We start from the raw sequence: 25193 nt of genomic DNA, 5'->3' as shown, positions 1-25193 counted from the left end.
CTGTTCTCCGTAGTGTGAAAGGGTCGGGTTAGAAGCTGCTCTGGATCTTCAGGCCGCCGATCAACGCGTCGTCGACCCGCGACACCCCGCCCGGATGGCGGATGTACTGCAGGTTCGGGCGCACGGTGAGCCAGTCGGCCAGGTGGATGCCGTAATAGAGTTCGGCGCTGTACTCGGTGTCCTGCACGGGCAGGAAGCCGGGGTTGTCGTAGTCGTCCAGGCCGTTGGCCTGGTTGATGAGGCGGGCGTTCTTGCGGTAGCCGGGATTGACGTGCACGCGGGCCAGGGCGAAACCGATGTCGTCCTTGGCGCGGGCATCGAAGGGCCCCTTGTAAACCACACCTGCCTGCACATAGTTGTCGATGGCATTGGTCTTCTTGTCGTGCACCGTGGCGTTGGCGAACAGGCTCAGGCCACGCGACTGGTCCGAGGCCAGCGCGGTCACCTGCTGCTGGGCGCCGAGCCACAGGCCATGCTTGCTCGAGCTGCTGCGGTAGGCGGCGCCGCTGATGGCGGCCGGCGCACCGTTGCTGTCCTTGAGTACATCCTGTGCCTTGGCATTACTGTAGTAGTAGCCGGCGCGGTATTCCCCTTTCAGGCCATTGACCCGCGGGCTCCAGACCAGTTCGATCGGCATCACCGCGCCTTGGGTGCCGCTGGCGCTGAGCTTGAAGCCGTTGGCGCTTTCGAGGTTGGAGGGGTTCTGCTCGAACACGCCGACCTGGGTGTAGAGTTCGTCGTTCAGGTTGTAGCGCACGCGCAGGGCCCACTGGCTGACCGGCCAGTTGTACCAGATGCCGCCAACCCAGTTGCCCACCTGCGAGCCGCAGAAGGCCAGGTTCTGGAAGTCGCAGGGGAAGCTGTTGAAGTCCTCGCCTTCGCCGAAGCGGCCGAATTTCACATCCAGCGCGCCATCGAAGTACTTTTGCTTGATCCACATCTGCGTCAGCCGCCAGGTCTGGCCACGGCCCCAGACTTCCTGGGCCGAGGTGAAGCCGCCGACGCGCGGGTCGTTGATACGGTCGTTGCTGATGTTGTCGCCATGGCGTTCGGTGACGGTCAGCTGGAACTCGGTGTCGTGCCAGCCAAGGATCTTCTGCAGGTCCATGTTCACGCCGAAGGTGAACTGGTCGCTGTAGCGCGCGGCGCGGTCATGGTTGTAGCCGCCGTGCAAGTTGCTGCCCATCTCGCCGGTGTAGCCGAGGGTGAAGTCATAGCCTTTTTCCAGCAGCTCGCTGCGGGTGCCGCCCCAGTCACCGAGCATCCACGGTGAGTCCTTGGCGAACATCTCGTTGGCGCTGGTGGTGGGGGACAGGGCGCCGAGCAGGGTGGCGAGGGCGAGGCCGGAGTAGCGGGTATTGGGCAGCTGGAGCATGAGATAGCGCTATCTTTTGATTGTTGAGGAAACGGCAAGCGCAACGAAGTGCGAGATCTTCGAAGGGAAATGACTGCGTTGGGTATCGAGTGAAGCGATTCAGCTTGCGGCGGGGAGGATATAGGGGAAGTTGTAAGAAAAAAAGACAAAATGTCGCAGGGGATTGTTGCTCACTAGGTAACAGTTCGAGGTACAGGGGCCACTGTGGGAGCGGGTTTACCCGCGAATGCAATGTTGAATCCACTAACGCATTCGCGGGTAAACCCGCTCCCACAGAGGAGCCTTAGAAGGAAGTGCGCAGCCCTACCTGCACACTACGCCCCGGCGCCGGCGCGATATCGCGCAGGATCGAGCTGGCATAGCGCACGGTCTGGTCGGTGAGGTTCTCGCCGCGCACGAAGGCCAGCCATTCACTCTGGCCGATGTCGAAGCGATACCCCAGGCTGGCGCCGAGGGTGGTGTAACCGTCTGTGCGGGTCTCGTTGGCCGGTTTGCGGTGCTGTGACGCGGCGTGCTGTACATCGACCCGCGCCTGCCAGCGGTCCAGCTCCCAGACCAGGCCACTGTTCAGGCGCAGCGGCGCGATGCGCGGCAGCGGCTCGCCGCTGTCGAGGTTCTTGGCCCGGGTGTAGTCGCCGGACAGTTCCAGGGCGAAGCTGCCGTAGCGGTTTTCCAGCAGTTGCCAGCGATCCTGGGCCTCGATGCCGTAGAAGCGTGCCCGCACGCCCTGGTAGGCATACTCGGGGATATCGCCGTGGTCATGATCATGGTCGTGATCGTGGTCATGATCGTCGTGGCCGTGATCATGGCCTTCACGCAGGTTGCCGGTGCCGATCAGGCCGATGTAGTTGCGAAAGTGGCTGTAGAACACGCCGACGCTGCCCTTGTGGGTGCCGTTGTCGAAGCGCAGGGCCAGGTCGGTGGAGATGGCCTTTTCCTTGTTCAGGTTCGGATCGCCGATCTCGTAGGCGCCGGTGGCCACGTGGGCACCGTTGGCGTACAGCTCGTAGAAGGTCGGCGCGCGCTCGGTATAGCCGAGGTTGGCGGCCAGCGACCAGATCGGGTCGAGCTGGTACACCGCGCCCGAGGACAGGCTGAAGGCGTTGAAGCTGCTGGCGCTGTCGGCCCCGGCGAAGTTCTCGTTGCCCTTGGCATCCGGATCGACCCGAGTGTGCTCAAGGCGCGCGCCCAGGCTCAGGTTGAGTCGTTCGCTGGCCTGCCATTGTTCGAGCAGGAACAGCGCCAGGCTGTCGGTGTCGGTATGCGGGACAAACGCTTCCTCGCCCAGCGCGGAGAACTCGTTGCGGCTGACCTGGGCACCGATCACGCCCTCGACCGGGCCCAGCGGCTGGTGACGGGCCTCGATGCGCGCTTCGTAGCCTTTGTTCTTGAAGGTGGTGTGCACTTCGCCGCTTTCGATTTCGCGGTGCTGGTAGTCGGTGTAGCCGGCATCGACCTTGACCGAGCTGAACGGCCCGTCGAGGTCGCGCAGTTCCGAGGCGAAGCCGTAGTGGTCCTGCTGCATGTCCAGGCGCACGCCGGGCTCGGCCACCGAGCCGTAGTTGCTGTCGTAGCGGCTATAGGAAAGGCCGGTGTAGCCATGGTCCCAGTGATAGGAACCGCCGATCGCACCGCCGTCCTGCCGCCCGTCGCTGTTTTTCAGGCGATGCTTGCTGCCGGGCTCGTCGGCATCGCGCACCTTCGAGCTGCGGGCGTAGCCGGGGATGCGCAGGTCGTTGAACTGGCGGCTGTTGGCGTCCAGGTGCAGGGCGAAGGCGCCGTTGCCGGCCTCCAGCTTGCCGGCGCTGCTGCGGGTGGTGTCGGCGCCGCCGTAGCGCAGCTCGCCCGCGCCGTGGATGCCGTCGATAGGCGAGTCGGGGATGCGGTTGTCGAAGGTGTTGACCACGCCGCCGATGGCGTTGCCGCCATACAGCAGCGCGGCCGGACCGCGGACGATCTCGACCCGCTCGACGGTGACCGGGTCCAGTGGCACTGCATGGTCGTAGGACAGCGACGAGGCATCCAGGGCGCCGACGCCGTTGCGCAGGATGCGGATACGGTCGCCGTCCAGGCCGCGGATTACCGGGCGGCTGGCGCCAGGACCGAACCAGGTGGAGGCGACGCCGGGCTGTTTGTTGAGGGTTTCCCCGAGGCTGCCGTGTTGCTGCTGCAGCAGGTCGTCGCCCTCGAGGACGGTGCTGGGCGCGGCCAGTTGGGCGTTGCCCAGCGGGTTGGCGGTGATCACCTGGGGTTGCAGTTCGACGGCCTGGCTGGAGGTGGAGGCCAGCCAGAGCGCGACGGCAAGGGGGGAGAGGTGCAGCGGCATGTGACGCATGGGGATGTGGCGTTCCTTGGCAGAATTGTTAATAGTTACTTTATAACATTTCATCACAAGCTATTCGGTACTGGCCAGTCTTTTGTCGGGCGACATGTTTACCTGTAGGAAATCGCCCAGCCTGTGGGAGCGGCCTTGCGTCGCGAAAGGGCTGCGCAGCAGCCCCGGCAATTTTGATGGTGGCTCAGAAGCTGGGGCCGCTGCGCGCCCCTTTCCGACCGGTCCGACGCCTCGGCAAGGCCGCTCCCACAGGGGGACAGTTCCCAGCGCGACAGCGTGGCCCGAAGGGTTGGGCGTCTCCTACAAGGCACAGCCGTACAGGCTGCAGATGCCACTACCCCACTACACTCGTGTAAGGTGCGCACCTTCCCGAACCTGGAGCACTGGCATGAGCACGGCCAATCACAACGCGCTGCACGGCAAGACCCTCGAGCAGATCCTCACCGAGCTGGTGGCGCACTACCAATGGCAGGGCCTGGCCGAGCGCATCGACATCCGCTGCTTCAAGAGCGATCCGAGCATCAAGTCGAGCCTGGCGTTCCTGCGCAAGACCCCTTGGGCACGGGAAAAGGTCGAGCAGCTGTACGTGAAGCTGCAGCGCAAAGGCTGATGCCACGCCGGCCCTGGCTGACCCTGGCGGCCGTCCTCGGCTGGACCGGCCTGGCGATCCAGTTGTATCTGGTGCTGCTGGCGCGCTGGCAGGAGCAGGCCAGCCTGATCGGCGGGCTGGTCAACCTGTTCTGTTATTTCACCGTGCTGAGCAACACGCTGGTGGCCACCGTGCTCAGCCATGCCGCGTTCGGCCGCGAGTCGGCGGTCAGGCGCTGGTTCCTGTCGCCGGCGGTCAGCTCGTGCATCGCCGCCAGCATCCTGCTGGTGGCGCTGGCCTACAGCCTGTTGCTGCGCCACCTGTGGCAGCCCCAGGGCTGGCAGTGGCTGGCGGACGAACTGCTGCACGATGTGATGCCGCTGGTGTTCCTCCTGTACTGGTGGCTGGAGGTACCCAAGGGGCGATTGCGGCTCTGGCACCTGGCGGCCTGGGCGTTGTACCCGGCACTGTATTTCGCCTTCGTGCTGCTGCGCGGGCATGAGATCGGGGTCTATCCCTATCCGTTCATCGACGTGGCACGGTTGGGATATGGGCAGGCGCTGAGCAATGCCTTGATGGTGCTGGCGGGGTTCTGGGGGATCGGGCTGGTACTGCTGGGGTTGGATCGCAGGCGCAGGCCTTCATGAGATTGGCCATATGCAATCCCTGTAGGAGCGGCCTTGCCGAGGCGTCGGACCGGCCGGAAAGGGCCGCGCAGCGGCCCCGGTAATTTCTGCCTAGGCGCTGAGATCCCGGGGCTGCTTTGCAGCCTTTTCCGGCCGGTCCGACGCCTCGGCAAGGCCGCTCCTACACCGGGGTGTGCAGATCCCGATCATTCGTCGTCGGCGGTACCGTCAGCTCGCCAGTAAGCCGCAGCCTTGAGGGCATCCTCGGGCACGCCTTTCTCCAGCAGCAGCGCCTTGGCCTGGCGGGTCAGTGCCTTCTCCAGCGCCACCCAGCCATACAACCGGCCCTGGGGCAACGCCAGGTGCTTCACCCGCTCCAACACATCCTCCTGGTGTCGACGCACCCAGATCACCTCGACCTGGGCCTTGCTTGTCAGCGTCTGGCGCTCCTGCTCGTCCTCGATCTGGATCACCGCCAGCACCTGGCGGCCCGCCGGCAGTTCCTCCAGGCGCCGGGCAATGGCCGGGATGGCCGTTTCATCACCAACCAGCAGGTAGCTGTCGAAGATATCCGGCACCACCATCGAGGCTCGCGGGCCGGCGATGTCCAGGGTCTGGCCGGGCGCGGCCTGGGCCGCCCAGGTGGAGGCGGGGCCGTCGCCATGCAGGACGAAATCGATATCCAGCTGGTTGTTCACCAGGTCGATGCGCCGTGGCGTGTACTCACGCATGGTCGGTCGGGCGCCGCCGTCACGACCCAGGTTGCGCGCGTCAATGGCCTGCTGTTCCTCGGGCGTGCAGGCGAACAGCAGCTTGACGTGGTCGTCCGTGCCGACACTGGTGAAACCGGCCAGCTCCGAGCCACCGAGGGTGATGCGGCGCATGCGCGGGGTGAGCTCGGTGACCCGCAGCACTTCCAGGCGGCGTTGGCGGATCTCGTGGTTGACGCGATGGATGGTGTCGCTCATGGAGTGTTCTCCGTAACAGGGGTGGCCGGCCCGGAGGCGATGGCCTTGGCGGTGTCGTTGAGCAGGTTGCGCACCCGCTCGATCTCTTCGCTGGTCCAGCGGCCGCTGTGCATGTGCAGGGCGTGGCGCAGGTTGCCGACGGCTTCGTGGATTTCCGGCGGGCGGTCGTGGCCGCGCAGGGCGCGCTTGCTCACCTCGATGCGCATGCGCACGCCGTCGAGGGCGACGGCCTGGTCCTGCAAGGCACTGCGGCCGGCATCGGTGATGGCGTATAGGCGCTTGCTGCCCTGGATGGCGCCGGTGACCAGCTCGGCTTCCTCGAGGTAGCTGAGGGTGGGGTAGATCACCCCGGGGCTGGGGCTGTAGCTGCCGTCGAAGAGGGTCTCGATCTGGCGGATCAGGTCGTAGCCGTGGCCGGGTTGCTCGGCCAGCATCGACAGCATCAGCAGCTTCAGGTCGCCCGGGGCGAACACCCGCGGGCCACGTTCGCCGCGGCCAGGGCGGCGTTCGAAGGGGTCGTGGTCGCGCATGGGGAAGGGCTCCGTCTGTTTAGATATATCGCAAGATATTACTCAAGATATATCTAAAGACAAGCCTTCAAATGCAGATGATTATCATCTATTTTTTTGATGATTCATGACTGGCCCGTCACCTGCGGCGCCTTGCAGGCGGTGGGATTGCCCGGCTCCAGGTATGGCATGAGGATCGGCGCCATGCCCTTGAGTACCTGCACCGGCAGCGCCGAAGTGAACTTGAAGGCTTCGGCCGAGCGCCCCGGGACGAACGCGGTGAGGGTGCCGAAGTGATTGTCGCCGAGGAAGAACACGAAGGTCGCGGTGCGGTTCAGCGAACGCGAGCCGATCAGCCGGCCGCCGGCGCCGAAGCTTTCGATGCGGTTGTCGCCGGTGCCGGTCTTGCCGCCCATCACCAGCGGGGTGCCGTCGTGCAGCTTGAAGCTGCCGGAGATGCGCCGCGCAGTACCGGCGTCGACCACCTGCGACATCGCGCCCTTGAGCGCCCGGGCGACTTCCACCGGGAGAATTCGCTGGCCACGGTCCGGGTCGCTGATCAGTTGCGTCTCATAGGGGGTGTTCTGTGCGAAGTGCAGGGTGTCGATGCGCAGCGTGGGCAGGCGCACGCCGTCGTTCTGGATGATCCCGACCAGTTCGGACAGCGCCGCCGGGCGGTCGCCGGAGCTGCCGATGGCGGTGGCCAGCGACGGCACCAGATGGTCGAACGGATAGCCGACGCGCTTCCAGCGCTGGTGGATATCGGTGAACGCCTCGATCTCGACCATGGTGCGGATACGGCTGTCGCGGGCGCCCTGGTGGCGGCTCTTGAACAGCCAGCTGTAGACCTCCTGGCGCTCGAAACGGCTGGCGTTGAGCGCGTCCTTGAGCGAGGCGCCGGGGTTCTTCAGCAGGTAGCCGAGCAGCCACAGGTCCAGCGGGTGGACCTTGGCTATGTAGCCCTGGTCGGGCAGGTCGTATTTGCCCGGGCCGTAGGCTTCGTACATCTCCACCAGGCGGCCGTCGGTGAGCTTGGCCAAGGCCTTCTTGTCTTCCTTGCTGTGGGCGCGGACGAAGGCGTTGAAGGTCTCCTGACCGGCCTCGGGGAACAGGTAACGGTGCACCGCGGCCAGGCGCTGCGGGGTCACGCGCAGGCTGTCGAGGAAGGTGTCCAGGCGCTGCTGCGAGGTCTTGCGCTGGTATTTCTTCCAGAAGCGCATGGTGTAGTTGGAGCCTTCGCGGTCGGCAAAGCGCGCCAGGTATTCCTGGCGGCGCGGGTCGCTGTCGTCCCTGAGCAGCGGTTCGCGGTTGAACGGCTGTTGGTAGGTGACGTAGCGCACGATGTCGCGCATCAGGCGAATGAACGGCAGGTTGATCGACTCGCGCAGGGCATCCTTGAGGGTCGGGTTGCGGTTGTTGTCTTCCTTGCGGAAGTTGTTGAACACATGCATGCCGCCACCGGTGAAGAAGGCCTCGCCGGTGTTGGCCGAGTACTTGCGTTCGAGCGCGGCGTCGAGCATGGCGTCCAGGCTCTGGTTCTTGCTGTTCTGCATCAACCATTCCAGCGACCACTGGGTGATGCGGTCGAGTTCGGCCACCGGGACCTTCTTCAACTCGGCCGCCGGCTTGCCGGCGTACTTGTCGTGCAGCTCGGCGATGATCTCCAGGTAGGTGGTCAGCACCCGCAGCTTGGCGGTGGAGCCCAGCTCGAGCTTGCTGCCTTCGTTGATATCAAAGGGCTGGTTGGTGCTGTCGGTCTGCACCCGCACCCGCGAGCCATCGGCGGTGCGCTCGAACAGGGTGAAGCTGTAGCTCACCTGGTCAGTGGTCTTGGCGGTGAGCAGGCGTTCGCCGATCAGGCCGATCTGTGCGGCGAACTCCGGGTCGGCAAGGTTCTTCAGGTACTGGCTGACCTGCACCTGCAGGTCGGCCTGCAGGGTGCTGGTGGCCGACAGGTCGAGGCGGTCGAGGTCGTACAGCGGCCGGTTGAGCATGGCTGCCAGGCGGTTGCGGGCCAGGCTGATGCCTTTGTTGGTGATGATCGGCACGATGGTCGGCTGGGCCACCCAGTCGCGGTACACGGCCTTGCTGGCCAGGGCCGCGTCGGCCAGGGGGCGCTCGATGACACCGTTGGCGGCGAGTACACGGATGTGCGAGTCGGTGAGCTCGGCCAGCTCGATGCGGCCCTTGGACAGGTAGTGCGAAGGGCGTCGCTGGGCGATCATCAGTGACAGCACCTGGCGCAGGGCCAGGCCGCGCTCGGCCATGCTCTTCTCGTCGCTGGCCGTTGAGGTGAGGGCCTGGTTGACCTGGTCGAAGTCGGCGCCGTACCACACCCGCAGGCCTTCGGCCATGCCGTGCACCTCGCCGTGGCCGGGCACCGCCGACAGCGGCACGCTGTTGAGGTAGTCGCGCACGATGCGTTCGCGGGCCTCGGTGGTGTCGGGGCCGCCCTGGTAGGCGCGCACGCTGGCGGAAATCATCTGGCGGATCTTCTCGGCGCCCGAGACGGTCAGCCCGTCCGGCGAATGCCGGTATTTCTCCAGCTGGGTGGCCAGGGTGCTGCCGCCGGCCGACTGCCCGGGCAGGGCCAGGTATTTGGCCACCTGGCTGTAGGCGGCCTTGGCGAAGCGCGGCCAGTCCACCGCCGGGTTGTTCTGCGGGTCCTTCGGATCAAGCAGGTCGCGGTTCTCGATGAACAGCAGGCTGTTGACCATCACCGGCGGGATCGCCGCGAAGTTCGGGTACAGGTGCTGCGGGTAGTTGTACTGGTAGAGCATGTCGCCGCGGCAGTCGGTAATCGACAGGCCGGCCTGGATTTTCTCCACGAAGGGCACGAACAGGCCGTGATCGACGTAGTTCATCAGCGCCGGGGAGAAACGCACCTGTTGGTTGATCAGGTAATCGCGCTTGAGCAGGCGCGGCAGGAACTCGCCCAGGGCGCTGTAGCCCAGGCGCTTGTCGAACGGGCCGTCGCCCGGGTAGATGATGGCGTCGCTGGGGCCGGGTTCGAGGGCATAGGTCAGGGTGCCGGCCAGGCGACTGAACTCGCGCGATTGCAGGCGCGAGGTCTGGAACTCGTCGTAGGCTGCCAGGCCCACTGCGACCAGGCCGATCAACAGGATGAGCAGGATCAGACGCCACCACAGGCGGCGCTGACGTGGGGTCTTGGGCAAGGGGGCTTCAGCCTGAGGTGCTTTGGGTGCTTCCGTTCCGGTTGGTTCCGATTGCCACAGTGCGCCCATAGTCTTGAGTCCGGCCAGGTGTTTTCGCGTTACTTGTCTGAAGCTTAGACGCTGGTCCAGTTTGGTGAAAAATTTGTAGGAGGCTTCGAAGAATCACGTATGAACATGCGCCTTTGGTGCGACTTCCATTCTTCGGCAATGTTGCTAATGTAGCTGCCCCATTCCTGTGCATGGGCGGAGCGAGGCCATGATGCCCCTCCGTTGAAGGCTATTTAGCCGAGAATTCTCGCCAAATATCCTGCTGTATATAGTGAAAAGCCCTGCAAATGGCTTCCTATACTGCTCGCCCCCTTCGACCCGCCGGTGCCCTGTGCCCGGTGGACAGGCCCGCCCACAAGGCGACCTGGCGAGACGACGCCCCGCCTATCGGCGCGGCCGGTACTGCACGAAGGTCAAATCCAATAACAAAATGAGGTTGTATTGCTATGCCAGTCGGCAACCATCCTGCCCACGACGAGTCCGTCCAGGGCGGCCCGCTCAAGCGCGAGCTGGGCGAACGGCACATCCGTCTGATGGCCCTTGGCGCCTGTATCGGCGTCGGCCTGTTCCTGGGATCGGCCAAGGCCATCGAAATGGCCGGCCCCGCCATCATGCTCTCCTACATCATCGGTGGCCTGGCCATCCTGGTGATCATGCGCGCCCTCGGCGAGATGGCCGTGCACAACCCGGTGGCAGGCTCCTTCAGCCGCTACGCGCAAGACTACCTCGGCCCCCTGGCGGGCTTCCTCACCGGCTGGAACTACTGGTTCCTGTGGCTGGTGACCTGCGTCGCCGAGATCACCGCGGTGGCCATCTACATGGGCATCTGGTTCCCCGACGTGCCGCGCTGGATCTGGGCGCTGATGGCCCTGGGCAGCATGGGCGCGATCAACCTGATCGCGGTCAAGGCGTTCGGCGAGTTCGAGTTCTGGTTCGCCCTGATCAAGATCGTCACCATCATTGCCATGGTGCTCGGCGGCATCGGGATCATCGCCTTCGGCTTCGGTAACGACGGCGTGGCCATGGGCATTTCCAACCTGTGGAGCAACGGCGGCTTCATGCCCAATGGCGTGACCGGCGTGCTGATGTCGCTGCAGATGGTGATGTTCGCCTACCTGGGCGTGGAAATGATCGGCCTGACCGCCGGCGAAGCGCGCAACCCGCAGAAGACCATCCCCCAGGCCATCGGCTCGGTGTTCTGGCGCATCCTGCTGTTCTACGTGGGCGCGCTGTTCGTGATCCTGTCGATCTACCCGTGGAACGAGATCGGCAGCCAGGGCAGCCCGTTCGTGATGACCTTCGAGCGCCTGGGCATCAAGACCGCCGCCGGCATCATCAACTTCGTGGTGATCACCGCCGCGCTGTCGTCGTGCAACGGCGGCATCTTCAGCACCGGGCGCATGCTCTACAGCCTGGCGCAGAACGGCCAGGCCCCGGCCACCTTCGCCCGCACCTCGAAGAGCGGCGTGCCGCGCAATGCGCTGCTGCTGTCGATCGCCGCGCTGCTGCTGGGCGTGCTGGCCAACTACCTGGTGCCGGAGAAGGTGTTCGTCTGGGTGACCTCGATCGCCACCTTCGGCGCGATCTGGACCTGGGTGATGATCCTGCTGGCGCAGCTGAAGTTCCGCGCCGGGCTGAGCACCGCCGAGCGCAACGCGCTGAAGTACCGCATGTGGCTGTGGCCGCTGAGCTCCTACCTGGCGCTGGCGTTCCTGGTGCTGGTGGTGGGGCTGATGGCGTACTTCGAGGATACCCGCGTGGCCCTGTACATCGGTCCGGCGTTCCTGGTACTGCTGACGGCGCTGTATTACAGCTTGCGCCTGGCGCCGAAAGAGGCCCAGGGCGTGGCGAGTACTGCCTCCTGATCTGAAAACATCGGGGCCGCTTTGCGGCCCTTTCGCGACACAAGGCCGCTCCTACAGGATTGCGTGATCGCCTGTAGGAGCGGCCTTGTGTCGCGAAAGGGCTGCGCAGCAGCCCCAGGATCTATCAGGCCGCCACCTCGCTGTGCGGCTCGAAACTGTCGGCCCGGGCCAGCTGCCACATCCGCGAATAGAACTGCCCATTGACCTCGCCGGTCAGCAACTCGCCCGGCTTGAGGAACACGTGCATCTGCGAGAACAGCTTGATCTCGGTGGCCGAAATCCGCCGCACCAGGTGCTTGGCCTCCAGTTGCGCCGGGTGTTCCAGGCCCGCTGCGGCGAGCATCTCGGCCAGGGCGCGCAGGGTGTTGTGGTGGAAGTTGAGCACCCGCTGGGCCTTGTCCGGTACCACCAGCGCACGCTGGCGCAGGGCATCCTGGGTGGCCACGCCGGTCGGGCACTTGTTGGTGTGGCAGCTCTGCGACTGGATGCAGCCGATGGCGAACATGAAGCCGCGCGCCGAGTTGGCCCAGTCGGCGCCAATGGCCAGCACGCTGGCGATGTCGAAGGCGCTGACGATCTTGCCGCTGGCGCCGAGCTTGATCTTGTCGCGCAGGTTCAGGCCGACCAGGGTGTTGTGCACGAACAACAGCCCCTCGCGCAGCGGCACGCCGATATGGTCGGTGAACTCCACGGGGGCGGCGCCGGTGCCGCCTTCCTTGCCGTCGACGACGATGAAGTCGGGCAGGATGCCGGTTTCCAGCATGGCCTTGGCGATGCCCATGAACTCCCACGGGTGACCCAGGCAGAACTTGAAGCCCACCGGCTTGCCGCCGGACAGTTCACGCAGTTGGGCGATGAACTGCATCATCTCGATCGGGGTCGAGAAGGCGCTGTGGCGCGACGGCGAGATGCAGTCCTCGCCCATCATGACGCCACGGGTCTCGGCGATTTCCCGGGTCACCTTGTGCTTGGGCAGGATGCCGCCATGGCCGGGCTTGGCGCCCTGGCTCATCTTGATCTCGATCATCCGAACCTGCGGGTTCTGCGCCTGGGCGGCGAAGCGCTCGGGGTCGAAGCGGCCGTCCGCGGTGCGGCAGCCGAAGTAGCCGCTGCCCAGCTCCCAGACCAGGTCGCCGCCGTGTTCACGGTGGTAGGGGCTGATGCTGCCTTCGCCGGTGTCGTGGTGGAAATTGCCCAGCTTGGCGCCCTGGTTGAGAGCGCGGATGGCGTTGGCGCTGAGCGAGCCGAAGCTCATGGCCGAGATATTGAAGATAGACGCCGAGTACGGCTGGGCGCACTGCGGGCCGCCGACGCTGACGCGAAAGCTCGCCGGGTCGGCCAGCGGCGCCGGGCGCATGGAGTGGCCGATGAACTCGAAGCCCGACTCGTAGACGTCGATCAAGGTGCCGAAGGGTTTGTCCGAGGCTTCGTTCTTGGCCCGGGCGTAGACCAGCGAGCGCTGGGCACGGGAGAAGGGCAGGGCGTCGCTGTCGGACTCCAGCAGGTACTGGCGGATCTCCGGGCGGATACCCTCGACCAGGTAGCGGATGTTGCCCAGGATCGGGTAGTTGCGGCGTACCGCGTGGCGTTGCTGCAGCAGGTCGAACACGCCGATCAGGCTGAGCACCCCGGTGGTCAGGGTGAACGGCCACAACCAGTCGTGGGCGAGGAATGGCAGGCTGGCGAGGGTGAACAGCACGCAGGCGGCAAAAAAGGCGTAACGGCTGAGGAGTGACAGGCTCATACGGTGTCCTTGCGAATGGCTCGGTCAGGCTCAGGGGCCTGGGGCAAAGCCCGACCATAGCCCGGTTGGGCGCCGCTATGCCAGCGTGGGGCGGGTGAGGAAAAATGAAAATTCAGGTATCGAAAATCATTCGCATTGAGTTATGTTATAAAGTATCCATAACTCGCAGGAGATTGCCCCCATGAAAGTTGGTATCCACCCCGCTTATCGCCCCGTGCTGTTCCACGACACTGCCGCCGATGTGTTCTTCCTGATCGGCTCGACGGTCGAGACCGATCGCACCCATGTGCACAGCGATGGGCAGACCTATCCGTACGTGGCGCTGGATGTGTCCAGTGCCTCGCATCCGGTGTACACCGGGCAGCAGCGCAAGACCACGGTCGAAGGGCGTGTGGCCGGGTTCAACAAGCGCTTCGCCGGTTTCCAGGCCAAGCGTTGATCTCGTAGGCAATCACCTGGCCTTTTGGGCTGTGCTGTCGCGTAGGGAGCAGAGTTGCAAGCATTACCAGCGTGGGAGCGGGCTTGCCCCGCGATCACCGGCGAAGCCGGTGCCACCCCCCATCGCGGGGCAAGCCCGCTCCCACGTTGGTGATGCTGCCAGGCGTACTCTGTACGATTTTCTAAGGTGGTGTGTCGCGCAACAGATGCTGGCGCCATTGCGCCTGTTCGGTGGCTGGCGCATCGACAAGAAACTGGTACTTGCCCGCCACGCGAGTGGCTACCGCGACACCCTCCCGGTACAGCACCCGGTTGCCCGCCACCGCCGGTACCTTGGCCCCAGGCAACAAGGTACCCACCAGGTTCAACGGATCGCAGCCACTGACTACCACCAGCTCGCCCTGCGGCGAGCGTCTGCGTACCTGGCGCAACAGCCCTACCGCTTCGGGCAAGGCGAACTGCTCACCCGCCAGCCCGGCGATAAAGCGCCCGCCACGGATCTCGCCGCGGGCTTCGAGGCGGTGGTAGCAGCGCAACAGCTCACGCCAGGGTGGCAGCACATCGCTCTCGCGCTCCAGAAGGCGCCAGCAGACGACACCGTAACGGCGCAGCAGGCTGCGAGACACATGTTCCAGGCGTAGGTCCACGTCCACGGCGGTGCTCGAACGACGCAGCAGCGCCCAGCGTCCGGCGTGAACCATGCTGCTCGACAGCGCAGGATGGCCGCGGCGGCTGTTGCGCGAAGTGCGCTTGGCCGCGGGTGTGATCAGGCTACGCAGGCCGCTGAAACCATCGGCGCTGACCAGGCCCGAACCGACTAGCTCCTGCAGGGCTATCTCCAGCTCGCTGGGTAGCAGGTGGGCCTCTTGGGCCAGCTCATCGAAGAACAGTGCGCCTTGTTCCTGCAGCGTCTGCAACACCCGCCGCGCACGTGCGCCCAATTGCTCGAGGTCTGGTGTGGGCGCCAGGCTGCGCCACAGCCCCAGGTGTTCGCGCGGCAGCAGCACCAGTGGCGTGCTGGTCAGGGTACTGGCTGATTGTGTGGAGGCCAGCCGGCTCCAGGCCCACTGGCCGCTGCGACAGGCATCGTCCAGCCAGTGCGGGCTGTAGTCCTTGATCCGTGCCGGCAGCAGGTCGCTTTCCCAGGCCCTGGCGGCAGCTGGGAAACCCTGCAACTGGGCGAGCACTTCGCTCAGCGCCTGTTGCCCGCGCAGTCGGGTTTCGCCGCCCAGGTGCTGCCAGTCGAACAGAAAACGCAGGAAGTCCTGCAGACTGACCGGCTCGATTTCCTGGCGCAGGCGCTTGACCGTGTAGCGGTGGATGCGTGCCAGCAGGTGCCGCTCGCACCACTGCAGGCCAGTCTGGCCTGGGCTGAAGTGGCCACGCATCACATAGCCTTCGCCTTCCAGGCGGGCCAGCGCCTGTTCGGCATTACCCGCTGCCTGTGCAAGCGGTTCGATGATCTCGGCCAAGGTCAACGGACCGAAGCCACTGAGCCGGGCGCGCAGCAACTCGACCAGGGCCGTGTCGAGGTCGGGCGGATCGGCGAAGCCCGGCAACACCGCAACGTCCGGATTCGGGCGTGCGTCGGGATACAGGATCAGCATTGCCTGCAGGCGCTCGCGGGCGAACCACAGGCGTCGCTCCCCGGCATCCAGATGACAGGCGCGCCCCGCCTTGGCCAGTCGCAGCAGCAGTTGCGGCCAACCGGGATTGCCCTCGACTTCAGGTTGGGTAATGGCGCCGAGGCTCATCAGCGCCTCATGCATTTCGTCGGCGTTGTCCGCCTGTGGCCAGGCTTCGGCCTGGACTGCGGTGATGGCGTCGCCGTCCAGCGCACCCAGGTCGTCGGCGCTGTGCACGTCGTTCCAGCGTCGGTTGAGCACGGCCTGGGTACGCCGCTCTTCCAGCGGAGCGTCGTCGAGGAAGGTGTAGGGCCGGGCGTTGAGAATGGCCGAGGCCAACGGTGAGGGGACCGGCAGGTCGCGACTGAGCAGGCGCACCTCACCGTTTTCCATGCGCTGCAGCAACGCCAGCCATCCCTCGCTGTCCATGGCCTCGTGCAGGCAGTCGTCGAGGGTCTGCTCCACCAGGGGGTGGTCGGGGATCTGCCGCTCGCCGACGATATTCTCCAGGCAGGCGATCTGGTCGGGGAACACTGCGGCCACCAGGTCTTCGCTCTTCATTCTCTGGATCTGCGGCGCCACCTTGCGTCCGCCCACATGGCGCGGCAAGGCCAAAGCCACCGCCGCGTTCCAGCGCCAGCGCACGCCGAACAACGGCGCGTCCAGCAGGGCCTGGACCAGGATCGGCTCGGCCGTGCGGCTGTTCAGGTAGCGCCATACCTCGTCCAGCTCGAAGCTATGGCTGCTGGACAGCGACAGCACGATGGCGTCTTCGCTGGCCGCCGCCTGCAGCTCGAAATTGAACGTGCGGCAGAAGCGCTTGCGCAGGGCCAGGCCCCAGGCACGGTTGATCCGGCTGCCGTAGGGGGAGTGGATGATCAGCTGGGTGCCGCCGGACTCGTCGAAGAAGCGTTCCATCACCAGCGTCTGCTGCGAGGGCAGGGCGCCCAATACCTGCCAGGTACGGCACAGGTAGTCGAGCAGTTGCTCGGCGCAGGCCTCATCCAGCAGGTAGGTCGTTTGCAGCCAGGCACGGGCCTGCGGGTTATCGCCGACCTGCAACTGCTGGTCGAGCCGCTGCTGAAGACGGGCCACCGCGGCGGACAGCTCGTCACTGCGTCCCGGCGCCTCGCCCAGCCAGAACGGGATGGTCGGCGGCAGCCCGTGGGCGTCCTCCACCCGTACCCGGCCAGGCTCGACCCGCAGGATGCGATAGGAGGCGTTGCCCAGCTGGAAGATATCACCGGCAATGCTCTCCACCGCGAAATCTTCGTTGACGCTGCCGATGTTCAGCGCCTGGGGTTCGAGCAGCACCGCGTAGTCGGCGGTCTCGGGGATGGTGCCGCCGCTGGTCAGGGAAGTCAGCTGGCTGCCGCGTCGACCGCGCAGGGTGTGGTTCAGCGCATCACGATGAAGGTAGGCGCTGCGAATACCCTGGCGGCCGTTGAAGCCTTCTGCGAGCATGCGCAGCAAGGCCTGGTAGTGGCTTTCGTCGAGCTCGCCATAGGGACTGGCCCGGCGCAGCAGGTCGAACAGCGCCCGTTCTTCCCAGGGCTGGTTGCTGACTTCGGCGACGATCTGCTGGGCCAGCACATCCAGAGGCGCCGCTGGGATGTGCAGTTCGTCCAGCTCGCCCCGGCGCACGCAGTCGAGCAGGGCGACACACTCGATCAGGTCGTCACGTGAGGTGGGGAACAGGCGTCCCTTGGGCACGCCGTCGACCTGGTGGCCGGAGCGCCCGACCCGCTGCAGGAAGGCGGCGATCGAACCCGGTGAGGCGATCTGGCAGACCAGGTCGACCTCGCCGATATCGATGCCCAGTTCCAGCGAGGCGGTGGCCACCAGTACCTGCAGTTCGCCGCCCTTGAGGCGTTGCTCGGCCGCCAGGCGATGTTCCTTGGCCAGGCTGCCGTGGTGCGCGGCCACGGCGTCGTTGCCCAGGCGCTCGCCGAGGTGGCGGGTCAGGCGCTCGGCCAGGCGCCGGGTGTTGACGAACACCAGGGTGGTGCGATGCTCGCGGGCGAGGCTGGCGAGGCGGTCGTAGACCAGCTCCCAGACATCCGTGGCCATCACCGCGCCCAGCGGCACGGGTGGCACCTCCAGGGCCAGGTCACGATGGCGGGCATGGCCGATATCGACGATGGCGCAGGGGCGTTCATGCCCGACCAGAAAACGCGCCACGCGCTCCACAGGGCGTTGGGTGGCGGACAGGCCGATGCGCCGCAACGGCCGACCCGCCAGGGTCTGCAGGCGCTCCAGGGTGAGCGCCAGGTGACAGCCGCGCTTGTTGCCGGCCAGCGCGTGGATCTCGTCGACGATCACCGTGTGCACGCAGGCAAGCCCCTCGCGGCCCGAGGCGGAGCCCATCAGCACGTAGAGCGATTCCGGCGTGGTCACGAGGATGTGCGGCGCCAGCTTGCGCATGGCCGCACGCTCCTTCTGCGAAGTGTCGCCGGTGCGCACGGCGGTGGTGATGCGCGGGGCTTTCAGACCGAGCTGTTCGATCTGCCGGTTGATGCCTTCGAGCGGTGCGTCAAGGTTCAGGCGGATGTCGTTGGACAGCGCCTTGAGCGGCGAGATGTAGACGACCTGGGTCTGGGCCGGCAGTTCGCCGCCCTGCGCCAGGCCCTGGCGGAACAGCTCGTCGAGCACGGCAAGGAAGGCGCTGAGGGTCTTGCCCGAGCCGGTCGGCGCGGCCAGCAGCATTGACTGGCCGCCATGGATCAACGGCCAGGCGCCGGCCTGGGCCTCGGTGACCGTGGTGAAACGCTGGCGGAACCAGGTGGCGACGGCGGGGTGGAACAGGCCGAGCACCGGGTGCTGGTGGGCGGGGAGGTTCATGGGATGGTTATGGCGGGTTGCCGGCGGATTGGCAAGGGGCCGTTCGTCTGCCCCTGCCGAGTACTCGTGGGAGCGGGCTTTCCCCGCGACAGGGCCCTGTCAGGTATCCTGCGCCCTTTCATCCGCCCGTGAGTCCACCATGTCCAACACCATCCGCATCGCCGCCGCCCTGCTGATCGACGCGCAAGGCCGCACCCTGCTGGTGCGCAAGCGCGGCACCCAGGCGTTCATGCAGCCCGGGGGCAAGATCGATGCAGGCGAGTCGCCGGCCCAGGCGCTGGTGCGCGAGTTGCACGAGGAGCTGGGCCTGCGCGTCGATCCGGAGCAGGCCATCCACCTGGGCCGTTTCAGCGCCCCGGCCGCCAACGAACCGGGTTTCGAGGTGCAGGCCGAGTTGTTTCGCGTCCAATGCACCGAGACGGTAACCCCAGCGGCGGAAATCGAAGAGGTGACCTGGCTCAGCGCCGAGCAGACGCCGGACCTGGACCTGGCGCCACTGACCCGCGACCTGATCCTGCCGCTGTGGCGCGAAGGCCTCAACGCACCGCGCTGACCCCGTCCAGGGTGGCGAACGAGGTGTCCTTGGCGGTCAGCAGGAAGTCGCGCATGTACGGTGCATCGAGCATGTCGGTGCGCACCGCCGCGTAGAGCGTGGCGAACAAGCCTTTTTCGCCCAGGCGCTTGCCCTTCACGTAGCCCCGCGAGCTGTACTCGTGCAGCGCCCAGTGCGGCATGCCGCACACGCCCCGGCCGCTGGCCACCAGTTGCATCATCATCACCGTCAGCTCCGAAGTGCGCACCGCCGCCGGCTCGATGTCGGCCGGCTCCAGGAAACGGGTGAAAATGTCCAGGCGGTCGCGTTCCACCGGGTAGGTGATCAGGGTCTGGTCGAGCAGGTCCTGGGGCACGATGAATGGCTTGCCGGCCAGCGCATGCTGGTTGGCCACGGCGAGCATGGCCTCGTAGGTGAACAGCGGCACGTAGGTGATGCCGGCCAGGTCCACCGGATCGGAGGTCACCACCAGGTCCAGGTCGCCACGGGCCAGGGCCGGCAGCGGGGCGAAGGCGAAGCCCGAGGCCAGGTCCAGCTCCACCTCCGGCCAGGCATCGCGGAACTGGTCGATGGTCGGCATCAGCCACTGGAAGCAGCTGTGGCACTCGATGGCCATGTGCAGGCGTCCGGCGGTGCCACCGGCCAGGCGGGCGATGTCGCGCTCGGCGCCGCGCAGCAGCGGCAGGGTGGCGTCGGCCAGTTGCAGCAGGCGCAGGCCGGCGCTGGTGAAACGGATGGGTTTGGTCTTGCGCACGAACAGCGGCAGGCCCAGGCGTTCCTCCAGCTCCTTGAACTGGTGCGACAACGCCGACTGGGTCAGGTGCAGGCGCTCGGCGGCCTCCACCAAGCTGTCGGCCTCACGCAGCGCATGAAGGGTTTTCAGGTGACGCATTTCGAGCACGACAAACTCCGGGACACGAGGGCAGGGGATGTTGAGTTTCTCTCATGTTCACGCGGTTGTCGATGCGCCTGGACGGGAAACAGGGCATCCCTGGGGATGCCCTGTCGATGGTCAGAACAACGGCTGGAAATGCCGCACGGCCATGGGGCGGCCGATCTCGCCTCGCCAGATGTCCTCGACGTGGGTCGCCTGCCACTCGCCGCCCAGGTAGCGTTGCGCCGGAATCTTCAGGTGAGCCGCTTCGAACTCGGTGAATCGCGGTTGTGCCTTGCTGAAATGGAAGTGAGCGAACCAGAGGTCGGCCGGTGGTTGCTGGGTGAGATCACGCACCACGAATTCCTGGAGGAAATCCTGGCGACCGTCCAGCCGTTTGCCCAGGGGGACAAGGCTGCCGATACGCTCGATATCGACGGCCTGCTGGTCCAGGAGGTAGCCAAGCATGGCCGCGGTGGGGCGATGGCTCGTCATGTATTGGCGGACATGCAGTTTGCGTCCGTCTTCCATGAGCGACGCTACTTCCCGGCGCAGCCTGGCAAGCAGCGCAGCGGAGGCGTCCATGGCGTTGATCTGACTGGCAAGGTCGTTCAAATCCTGGGCCTTGAAGCGCATCAGGTCCTCCAGGCTGGCGCCGTCCATGCCTGTGCGGGCATAGCGCTCGATCTGCTGGCGATAGCCGGCAAGGCCATCGAGGTGCCGATTGGCTTCAGCCTCGAGCTCCGCCATTGTCGCGGCCCTGGACCTGGGTGACGCAAGTGGGTTGCTCAGGGTGAACTTGCCCGGGGCGGACTCGATGTAGATCTCGGTATGCCCGCTCGGCCCGGTAATCCGGAATTCGTTGGCCTGTCGGCGCGGTTCGCCGATCAGGTAGTGGTTGTCCGTGGTCTCGAAGACTCGCTGTGTGCTTGCATCGGCTTGTCGGGTTGGTGAGCGAGGTGTCGGGCTTGGCTCTCGCACAAGCATGCGGTAGTGCTCGGTGTGCCGCTTCAGGACACTCTTCAACCGTTCGAACGACGCCGTGTCGAAGAACTGGCCGTAGCTCGCCTGCCAATAGCGCAGCTTGCTTCGGTAGCCGTCGATCTTGCCCAGTGCGGTGCCCAGGATATCCTGTCGCTGATGCTTGCTGGAGTGCACGCCAGGCAGTTGATGGAGGGCATGGAGGGCACGGTCCAGTTCGATCAGCGGATCGTGCATGAGCTTCTGCAACTTGACCCACGACAGATCCAGCGTTGCCGGTGCCCGCGTGATCAGCGCGGTGAGCTGACTGATCAGCAGGTAGTCCAGGGCCGGGCGGGTCAGGCGCATCAGATCGTTGTCGATGGCGTCGAACAGCTTCAGGCGCTTGCGAGGCCGGGCGGTCTTGGCCTCCCAGTGCCGCAACTGTTCCAAGCGCATGCTCAGCTCATCCACCTCGATCAGTGTGCTCTGGCGAATCTCCCGCATCCGTCGACGCAGCTGCAGCATCTGCGAGGTCAAGGCCACCATCCGCGGCCGTTCGAGGTCGGGGGTGAGCTGGCCGGAGACGCCCTGAAGCGTGTCGATGAGCTGCTTGATCTCCTCCAGGTGCCTGAGGAAGCGCTTGTGCGCGTGAACCCGCAGGTGATAGTTGCCTTCGCAGATCGCTTCGGCCATCTCGCTCGCCAGTTTCTTCGCCTCGCTTCGTCTTGCCCTGCTCGAAACGCCTTGAAGCCCTTCGTAGTCGGCATGATTACGGCGTGCCTCGTCGATGTAGCGCATCAGGCTCGACCTTAGCACTGTATCGTCCATGGCATTTTCCGCTGCCGTTCTCGACTCGAGGTCCTTGCCGAGCTTGCTCAGGGTGTGTGTGCGGGCACTGATCGAGTCCTGCAGCTGCTTGCGCAAACGGTAGGTCCGATCACGCCACCAGAGCGGCAGTCGTGCCTTGATGGCGGCAGGCCAGAGCGGATCCAAGGTGTCGGCAATGTGGCTGGCGGCTTGTCCACCACCACCTCCGGCGCCGCGCACATGAACGCCGTGCAAGGCGAAGTGGGTGTCCCAGCGTCCCAGTTCATCCAGGCCGACCGCCATCTTCCAGGAGGATCGGGTATTACCGCTAAGGCGCCAGGTGTGCAGGGTGGCATCCCACTCGACCTGGAAGGGGGTGCCTTCGATCAGGATGAAATCCCCTTGTCCGGTTCGGTACACACCGCGCCAACGTCCCGAGGTGGCGCATGGCAAGCCATGCAGCGACAGCGGTTGATCGTACTCGTACCCTCGCAGGCGTTTCAGGCGTTGCCCGGCTGCGGTAGAGAGGTAGTGGCTGCCTGGCTTGTGGCCCTTGAGCTGGCGCAGTTGTCGTTGCTTGCTGGTGCGCAGGGCTGCGCTGGGGCTGAAGCCCACGCCGTTCACCAGGTCCATCGCGGCGTCGATCAGCGAGGTGATCGCGTTTTCCAGCTCGTCCAGGCCATGGGCAATTTCACCTTGGGTGAAGGATTTGGCCGCCCGGTGCATGGCGTCGACCACATCGTAGAGGCCGATGGCGGTGCCGACGAAGGGAATGAAACCCAAGGCCATTTTCAGGTAGTTGAAAACCATGCCGCTCTGGTAGGTGAAATTCTCCTGCCACAGGTCGCGGCTGGAGCGAGAGGTGGCACGGTTCGCCTCGATCAGCCGGCCCATTTCGCTATCGAGCAGCAATTGCGCCAGGGATGTGCTGGCGGGCCACTGTGCGCCCAGGCCGATGATGCCGCTGAAGCGATTGGTGTGGGCCTGGGCGAGGCGCGACCTGTGGGCGTCGGGATTGCCGAGCAGTGCGCGACTGATCAGATACTCCTGTTCTTGCTCGATCTTGCTGCGGTCGTACAGGCTCAGGCGCGCGTCCTCCAGGCTGGGGTGCTGGCGTACCGGACTGGAGGGATGGTCGGTCTGATAGAGCAGGGTAACGCCACTGGCCTGGTCCTCGATGAAGGTGACGCCGGACAGGGTGACGGGCTGGTCCGCCGTGTCCGGGCCACCGCTGGTCAGCCGGGCCGCGAGCAGGCGTATGTCGTGCCCGTCGGCCTGGTACCGGCCTTCGCTGGCGAGGGCCAGGATGGTCTGGCTCTGGTCATCCAGGTAACCGCGTTCATGGAAGAGCAGCCGTTGGATCTGCAGCATCAGCCGCACGGGCTCGAGCAAGGTTTCCCGGCGGTATGCCCAGGCATGCTCTGTCTCGTCAAGGCCCAGGAACGCCTGGCGGATCCGGTCTTCGTAGGCTTGTGCCAGATCGAGGGCCGTCGCCAGGCCCTGGACGTAACTGGAGGTCAGGCCTGATGTCAGGACTCGCACGGTGTCGGCGCTGGCGGAGGCGACCTGCACCTTCAGGAACGGCAAACGACGGGCCATCTCGGTATCAATGTTCTCTAGCAGCACCGTCTGCAAGGGTACCTGGGTACGTTCCTGGCTGGGGGTATCCTTCAGCTTCGCAGGAACGCCCTGCGCGCCGCTGCCGACGATCGGATCCTTCTGCGAGATAACCCGTATGGGAAGGTCCAGGTAGATCTGACCGGCGTCGTCGGTATCGAAATCTTCCTTCAACTTTCGGTTGATCAATGCCCGGCAGAACGCTTCCCGAACTGGCAAGTCGCGCGCGAGCAGTGCACGGCTGCTGCGCATGGCGCTGATGTAGCGCTTGAGCACCTCCACCAGTGCTTGTCGAGTGGTGGTCGACATGGCTTTCAGCCAGGAGGGCGCGGCCCCGGCCAGTTTCACGGCATGTGACTGTTCTTCGAGCAGGCCATGGGCGACGGCCCTGGCGGCGTGCCCTGGAACCTGCAGGTCCGACTTCAATGCCTGGCTGATGCGTGGTAACGCCTGTTTGAGCGCGTGAATGCCCTCGTCCTGAAGAATGCGTGCGCAGCTCTGACGTGCCGAGGCGAACTTGTGGGCAAGGCTTTGCGCCATGGCATCGCCGCTGATTGGCTGCAAGCTCAGCGACTGGCCATTGTCCTTGCTGACGCCCAGGCACTGTTCCAGCGCGGTCTGGTCGGGGCAACGCAGCAGTCCGCCGTGTTCACCTGCCCAATACATCAGCAGGCTCCGGGTTGTGGGGCGGGCGTCCAATGCCGAAGGATGGGTGATCACCAATGCGTCCATCAGGCGGTGCGTGTTGTCGACATCGGTGGCAGGCGGCTCGGTCTGCTCGAGCTTTGGGCAGGCGACCGAGCCCGCGGTGTCATTGCGGTGGGTCAATGCCTCGATCCAGCCCAGTTCGGTCGCGTCGATCTGGCCAAGCAGATGCTGGATCTGCCCATGGGCACGCATTGCCTTGAAGTGCGCGTCGACCAGCTCGCGGGAAGGGAGGACAGCTGCCGCGTCGGAATGCCAGCGCGGGGATTGCAAATGCGCATCGATCGCCACCAGGGCATTGTCTTGCGCGGTTTGCAGGCTGGACTCGTGGTTCCTGAGCTGTTGCAAGGTCGCTTCGTCCAGACTCGACAGCCGTTCGAGCTGGTCGTTGACCTGGCGTGAGCGCACCGAGTGGGGAATGTCCTTGGTGAGGGCCCCGAAATCGAAGAGCGAAGGCTGGCTGTCGTCCTCGGTGTCCGCTTCAAGTACGGGGGGGCTGGCGAATACGCCGGGCGAGCGCCGCTGGAGATTCAGGTCGTCCGCGCGGCTCAGCGCGAACTCGGCATGCTGCCTGATGTCGGCCCCCGGGTCGTGATCCAGGGTTTCCAGGGTGGCGGCCAGCAGTTCGTCGAGCAGGGCGGTAAAACCATCGGCAATGCCATCGAGCGTGAGGTACTTGAGGTCGGTAGGTGTGCCGGGAGAGAGTGCCGCTTCGAGCCTGGCCTGGTTTTCGTAGCCGCTGAAGACGGGCTGCCCGGCCGGACGATAGAGCACGCGCGCGGGCTCGTCGGCAAGACTGAAGACCAGGCTTCCGGGGTGTCCGACGAGGCTCTGGATGCAAACCTGCTGGCCGTCCTTGACCCGCCATTCTGGATTGTCCACCACCGTCTGTACTGGGCGCAGCTGTGCCTCGCTCAATGCCTGCTCGAGGGTGGCAATCTTCAGTGCCGCGTCGAAATGCCCGACATATTGTTTCCTGGCGTGCTCCTGGCGGCTGAGAGGCGTGCCGGCGGCACGGGCCTGCCAGTAGGTGTTCCAGCGCTCGCGGACCGAGCGGGATGCATCCACTGTCGCCAGCCGTGCGTACAGCTCGCTAGGGCGCAGCTTGGCAAGGACGGGGCCGACATCCGGTGTCCCGCGCACCTCGGCGACGGTGTCCAGATCACTGGGTGGTGTGGGGTGATGGCGGACGAAGGCATGCAGGTGCGTGAGGCTGATAAAGGCGAAGTCGTCATCGGTGCGCAACACCAGGCCGGTGATGTCGGGATCCACCTTGAACGTGTCGGCGAGCAGGGTACGCATGATTTCGCGCACCCCTGGTGCGTTGTCCAGCAGGCCATTGAAGGTGGCGAGCAGGGTTCGCCACTGCTCGACGGCGACATGCGCCGCGGGGCTCTCCATAAAAGAAAATCGCGCGCTCGCAGGCTCGAAGGCGGGCGTGTTGGGGATAATGTTCATGGGGCGATGACACCGTTGCTTGAGGCCGGAATTGGCCTGGCAATTGAGCGTCCACCAGGAGCACCGCAGGTGTTAGT

At 65.4% G+C, this 25193-nt stretch carries 14 protein-coding genes; 5 read left to right on the top strand and 9 right to left on the bottom strand.

Translation table 11 applies throughout. The annotated features are described in order from the left end of the window. Positions 1 to 28: 28 nt before the first annotated feature. Complete coding sequence (locus DMX06_RS18810; protein WP_110738833.1) at positions 29 to 1375, bottom strand: carbohydrate porin; 1347 nt, start codon at positions 1373 to 1375, stop codon at positions 29 to 31. Positions 1376 to 1658: 283 nt separating this feature from the next. Then, entirely contained in the window at positions 1659 to 3710 is a 2052-nt protein-coding gene (locus DMX06_RS18805) for a TonB-dependent receptor (RefSeq protein ID WP_110738832.1), read from the bottom strand. Between the two features lie 388 nt (positions 3711 to 4098). Between DMX06_RS18805 and DMX06_RS18800 the strand changes: the two genes are divergently transcribed. Further along, a complete protein-coding gene (locus DMX06_RS18800) occupies positions 4099 to 4320 on the top strand; it encodes a VF530 family protein (protein ID WP_110738831.1) in 222 nt (73 codons plus the stop codon). Continuing rightward, positions 4320 to 4946: a Pr6Pr family membrane protein gene (locus tag DMX06_RS18795; protein ID WP_110738830.1), complete on the top strand. Its 627-nt coding sequence runs from the start codon at positions 4320 to 4322 to the stop codon at positions 4944 to 4946. Before DMX06_RS18800 ends, DMX06_RS18795 begins: the two co-directional genes overlap by 1 nt. A 185-nt stretch (positions 4947 to 5131) precedes the next feature. Here the strand turns inward: DMX06_RS18795 and DMX06_RS18790 are convergent, their stop codons facing one another. The 3 genes from DMX06_RS18790 to DMX06_RS18780 all read right to left on the bottom strand — a co-directional run bounded on the left by DMX06_RS18790 (position 5132) and on the right by DMX06_RS18780 (position 9647). Beyond that, the gene (locus DMX06_RS18790; protein WP_110738829.1) at positions 5132 to 5893 is read right to left on the bottom strand and encodes a siderophore-interacting protein; all 762 of its coding nucleotides are present in this window, start codon (positions 5891 to 5893) and stop codon (positions 5132 to 5134) included. Next, on the bottom strand, positions 5890 to 6423 hold the full coding sequence (locus DMX06_RS18785) for a PadR family transcriptional regulator (protein ID WP_110738828.1): 534 nt from the start codon (positions 6421 to 6423) through the stop codon (positions 5890 to 5892). The genes DMX06_RS18790 and DMX06_RS18785 overlap by 4 nt, the downstream gene beginning before the upstream one ends. A gap of 104 nt (positions 6424 to 6527) precedes the next feature. Next, a complete protein-coding gene (locus tag DMX06_RS18780) occupies positions 6528 to 9647 on the bottom strand; it encodes a transglycosylase domain-containing protein (protein ID WP_110738827.1) in 3120 nt (1039 codons plus the stop codon). A gap of 425 nt (positions 9648 to 10072) precedes the next feature. Between DMX06_RS18780 and DMX06_RS18775 the strand changes: the two genes are divergently transcribed. Next, positions 10073 to 11491, top strand: coding sequence for an amino acid permease (locus DMX06_RS18775; protein ID WP_110738826.1), 1419 nt, complete (start codon positions 10073 to 10075; stop codon positions 11489 to 11491). A gap of 124 nt (positions 11492 to 11615) precedes the next feature. Here the strand turns inward: DMX06_RS18775 and DMX06_RS18765 are convergent, their stop codons facing one another. Then, complete coding sequence (locus DMX06_RS18765; protein ID WP_110738824.1) at positions 11616 to 13235, bottom strand: FMN-binding glutamate synthase family protein; 1620 nt, start codon at positions 13233 to 13235, stop codon at positions 11616 to 11618. Between the two features lie 181 nt (positions 13236 to 13416). On the opposite strand from DMX06_RS18765, the gene DMX06_RS18760 reads away from it, so the two are divergent. Further along, complete coding sequence (locus DMX06_RS18760; protein ID WP_110738823.1) at positions 13417 to 13674, top strand: type B 50S ribosomal protein L31; 258 nt, start codon at positions 13417 to 13419, stop codon at positions 13672 to 13674. Positions 13675 to 13855: 181 nt separating this feature from the next. Here DMX06_RS18760 and DMX06_RS18755 read toward each other — a convergent pair whose 3' ends face one another. Beyond that, on the bottom strand, positions 13856 to 18139 hold the full coding sequence (locus tag DMX06_RS18755) for a DEAD/DEAH box helicase (RefSeq protein ID WP_110738822.1): 4284 nt from the start codon (positions 18137 to 18139) through the stop codon (positions 13856 to 13858). A gap of 139 nt (positions 18140 to 18278) precedes the next feature. Here DMX06_RS18755 and DMX06_RS18750 point away from each other — a divergent pair, with 139 nt between their 5' ends. Next, positions 18279 to 18692 (top strand): NUDIX hydrolase, encoded by a 414-nt coding sequence (locus DMX06_RS18750; RefSeq protein WP_110738821.1) that lies wholly within the window; start codon positions 18279 to 18281, stop codon positions 18690 to 18692. Here the strand turns inward: DMX06_RS18750 and metR are convergent. Further along, entirely contained in the window at positions 18676 to 19593 is a 918-nt protein-coding gene (gene metR, locus DMX06_RS18745) for a transcriptional regulator MetR (protein ID WP_110738820.1), read from the bottom strand. The two genes, DMX06_RS18750 and metR, sit on opposite strands and share 17 nt — an antisense overlap. Positions 19594 to 19704: 111 nt before the next feature. Beyond that, the gene (locus DMX06_RS18740) at positions 19705 to 25059 is read right to left on the bottom strand and encodes a hypothetical protein (protein ID WP_110738819.1); all 5355 of its coding nucleotides are present in this window, start codon (positions 25057 to 25059) and stop codon (positions 19705 to 19707) included. Positions 25060 to 25193 lie beyond the last annotated feature (134 nt).

The organism is Pseudomonas mosselii (assembly GCF_003205295.1).
GTDB lineage: Bacteria > Pseudomonadota > Gammaproteobacteria > Pseudomonadales > Pseudomonadaceae > Aquipseudomonas > Aquipseudomonas mosselii_B.
Note: the sequence above shows the minus strand (reverse complement) of the source record. Positions and strands in the feature narration are given on the sequence as shown.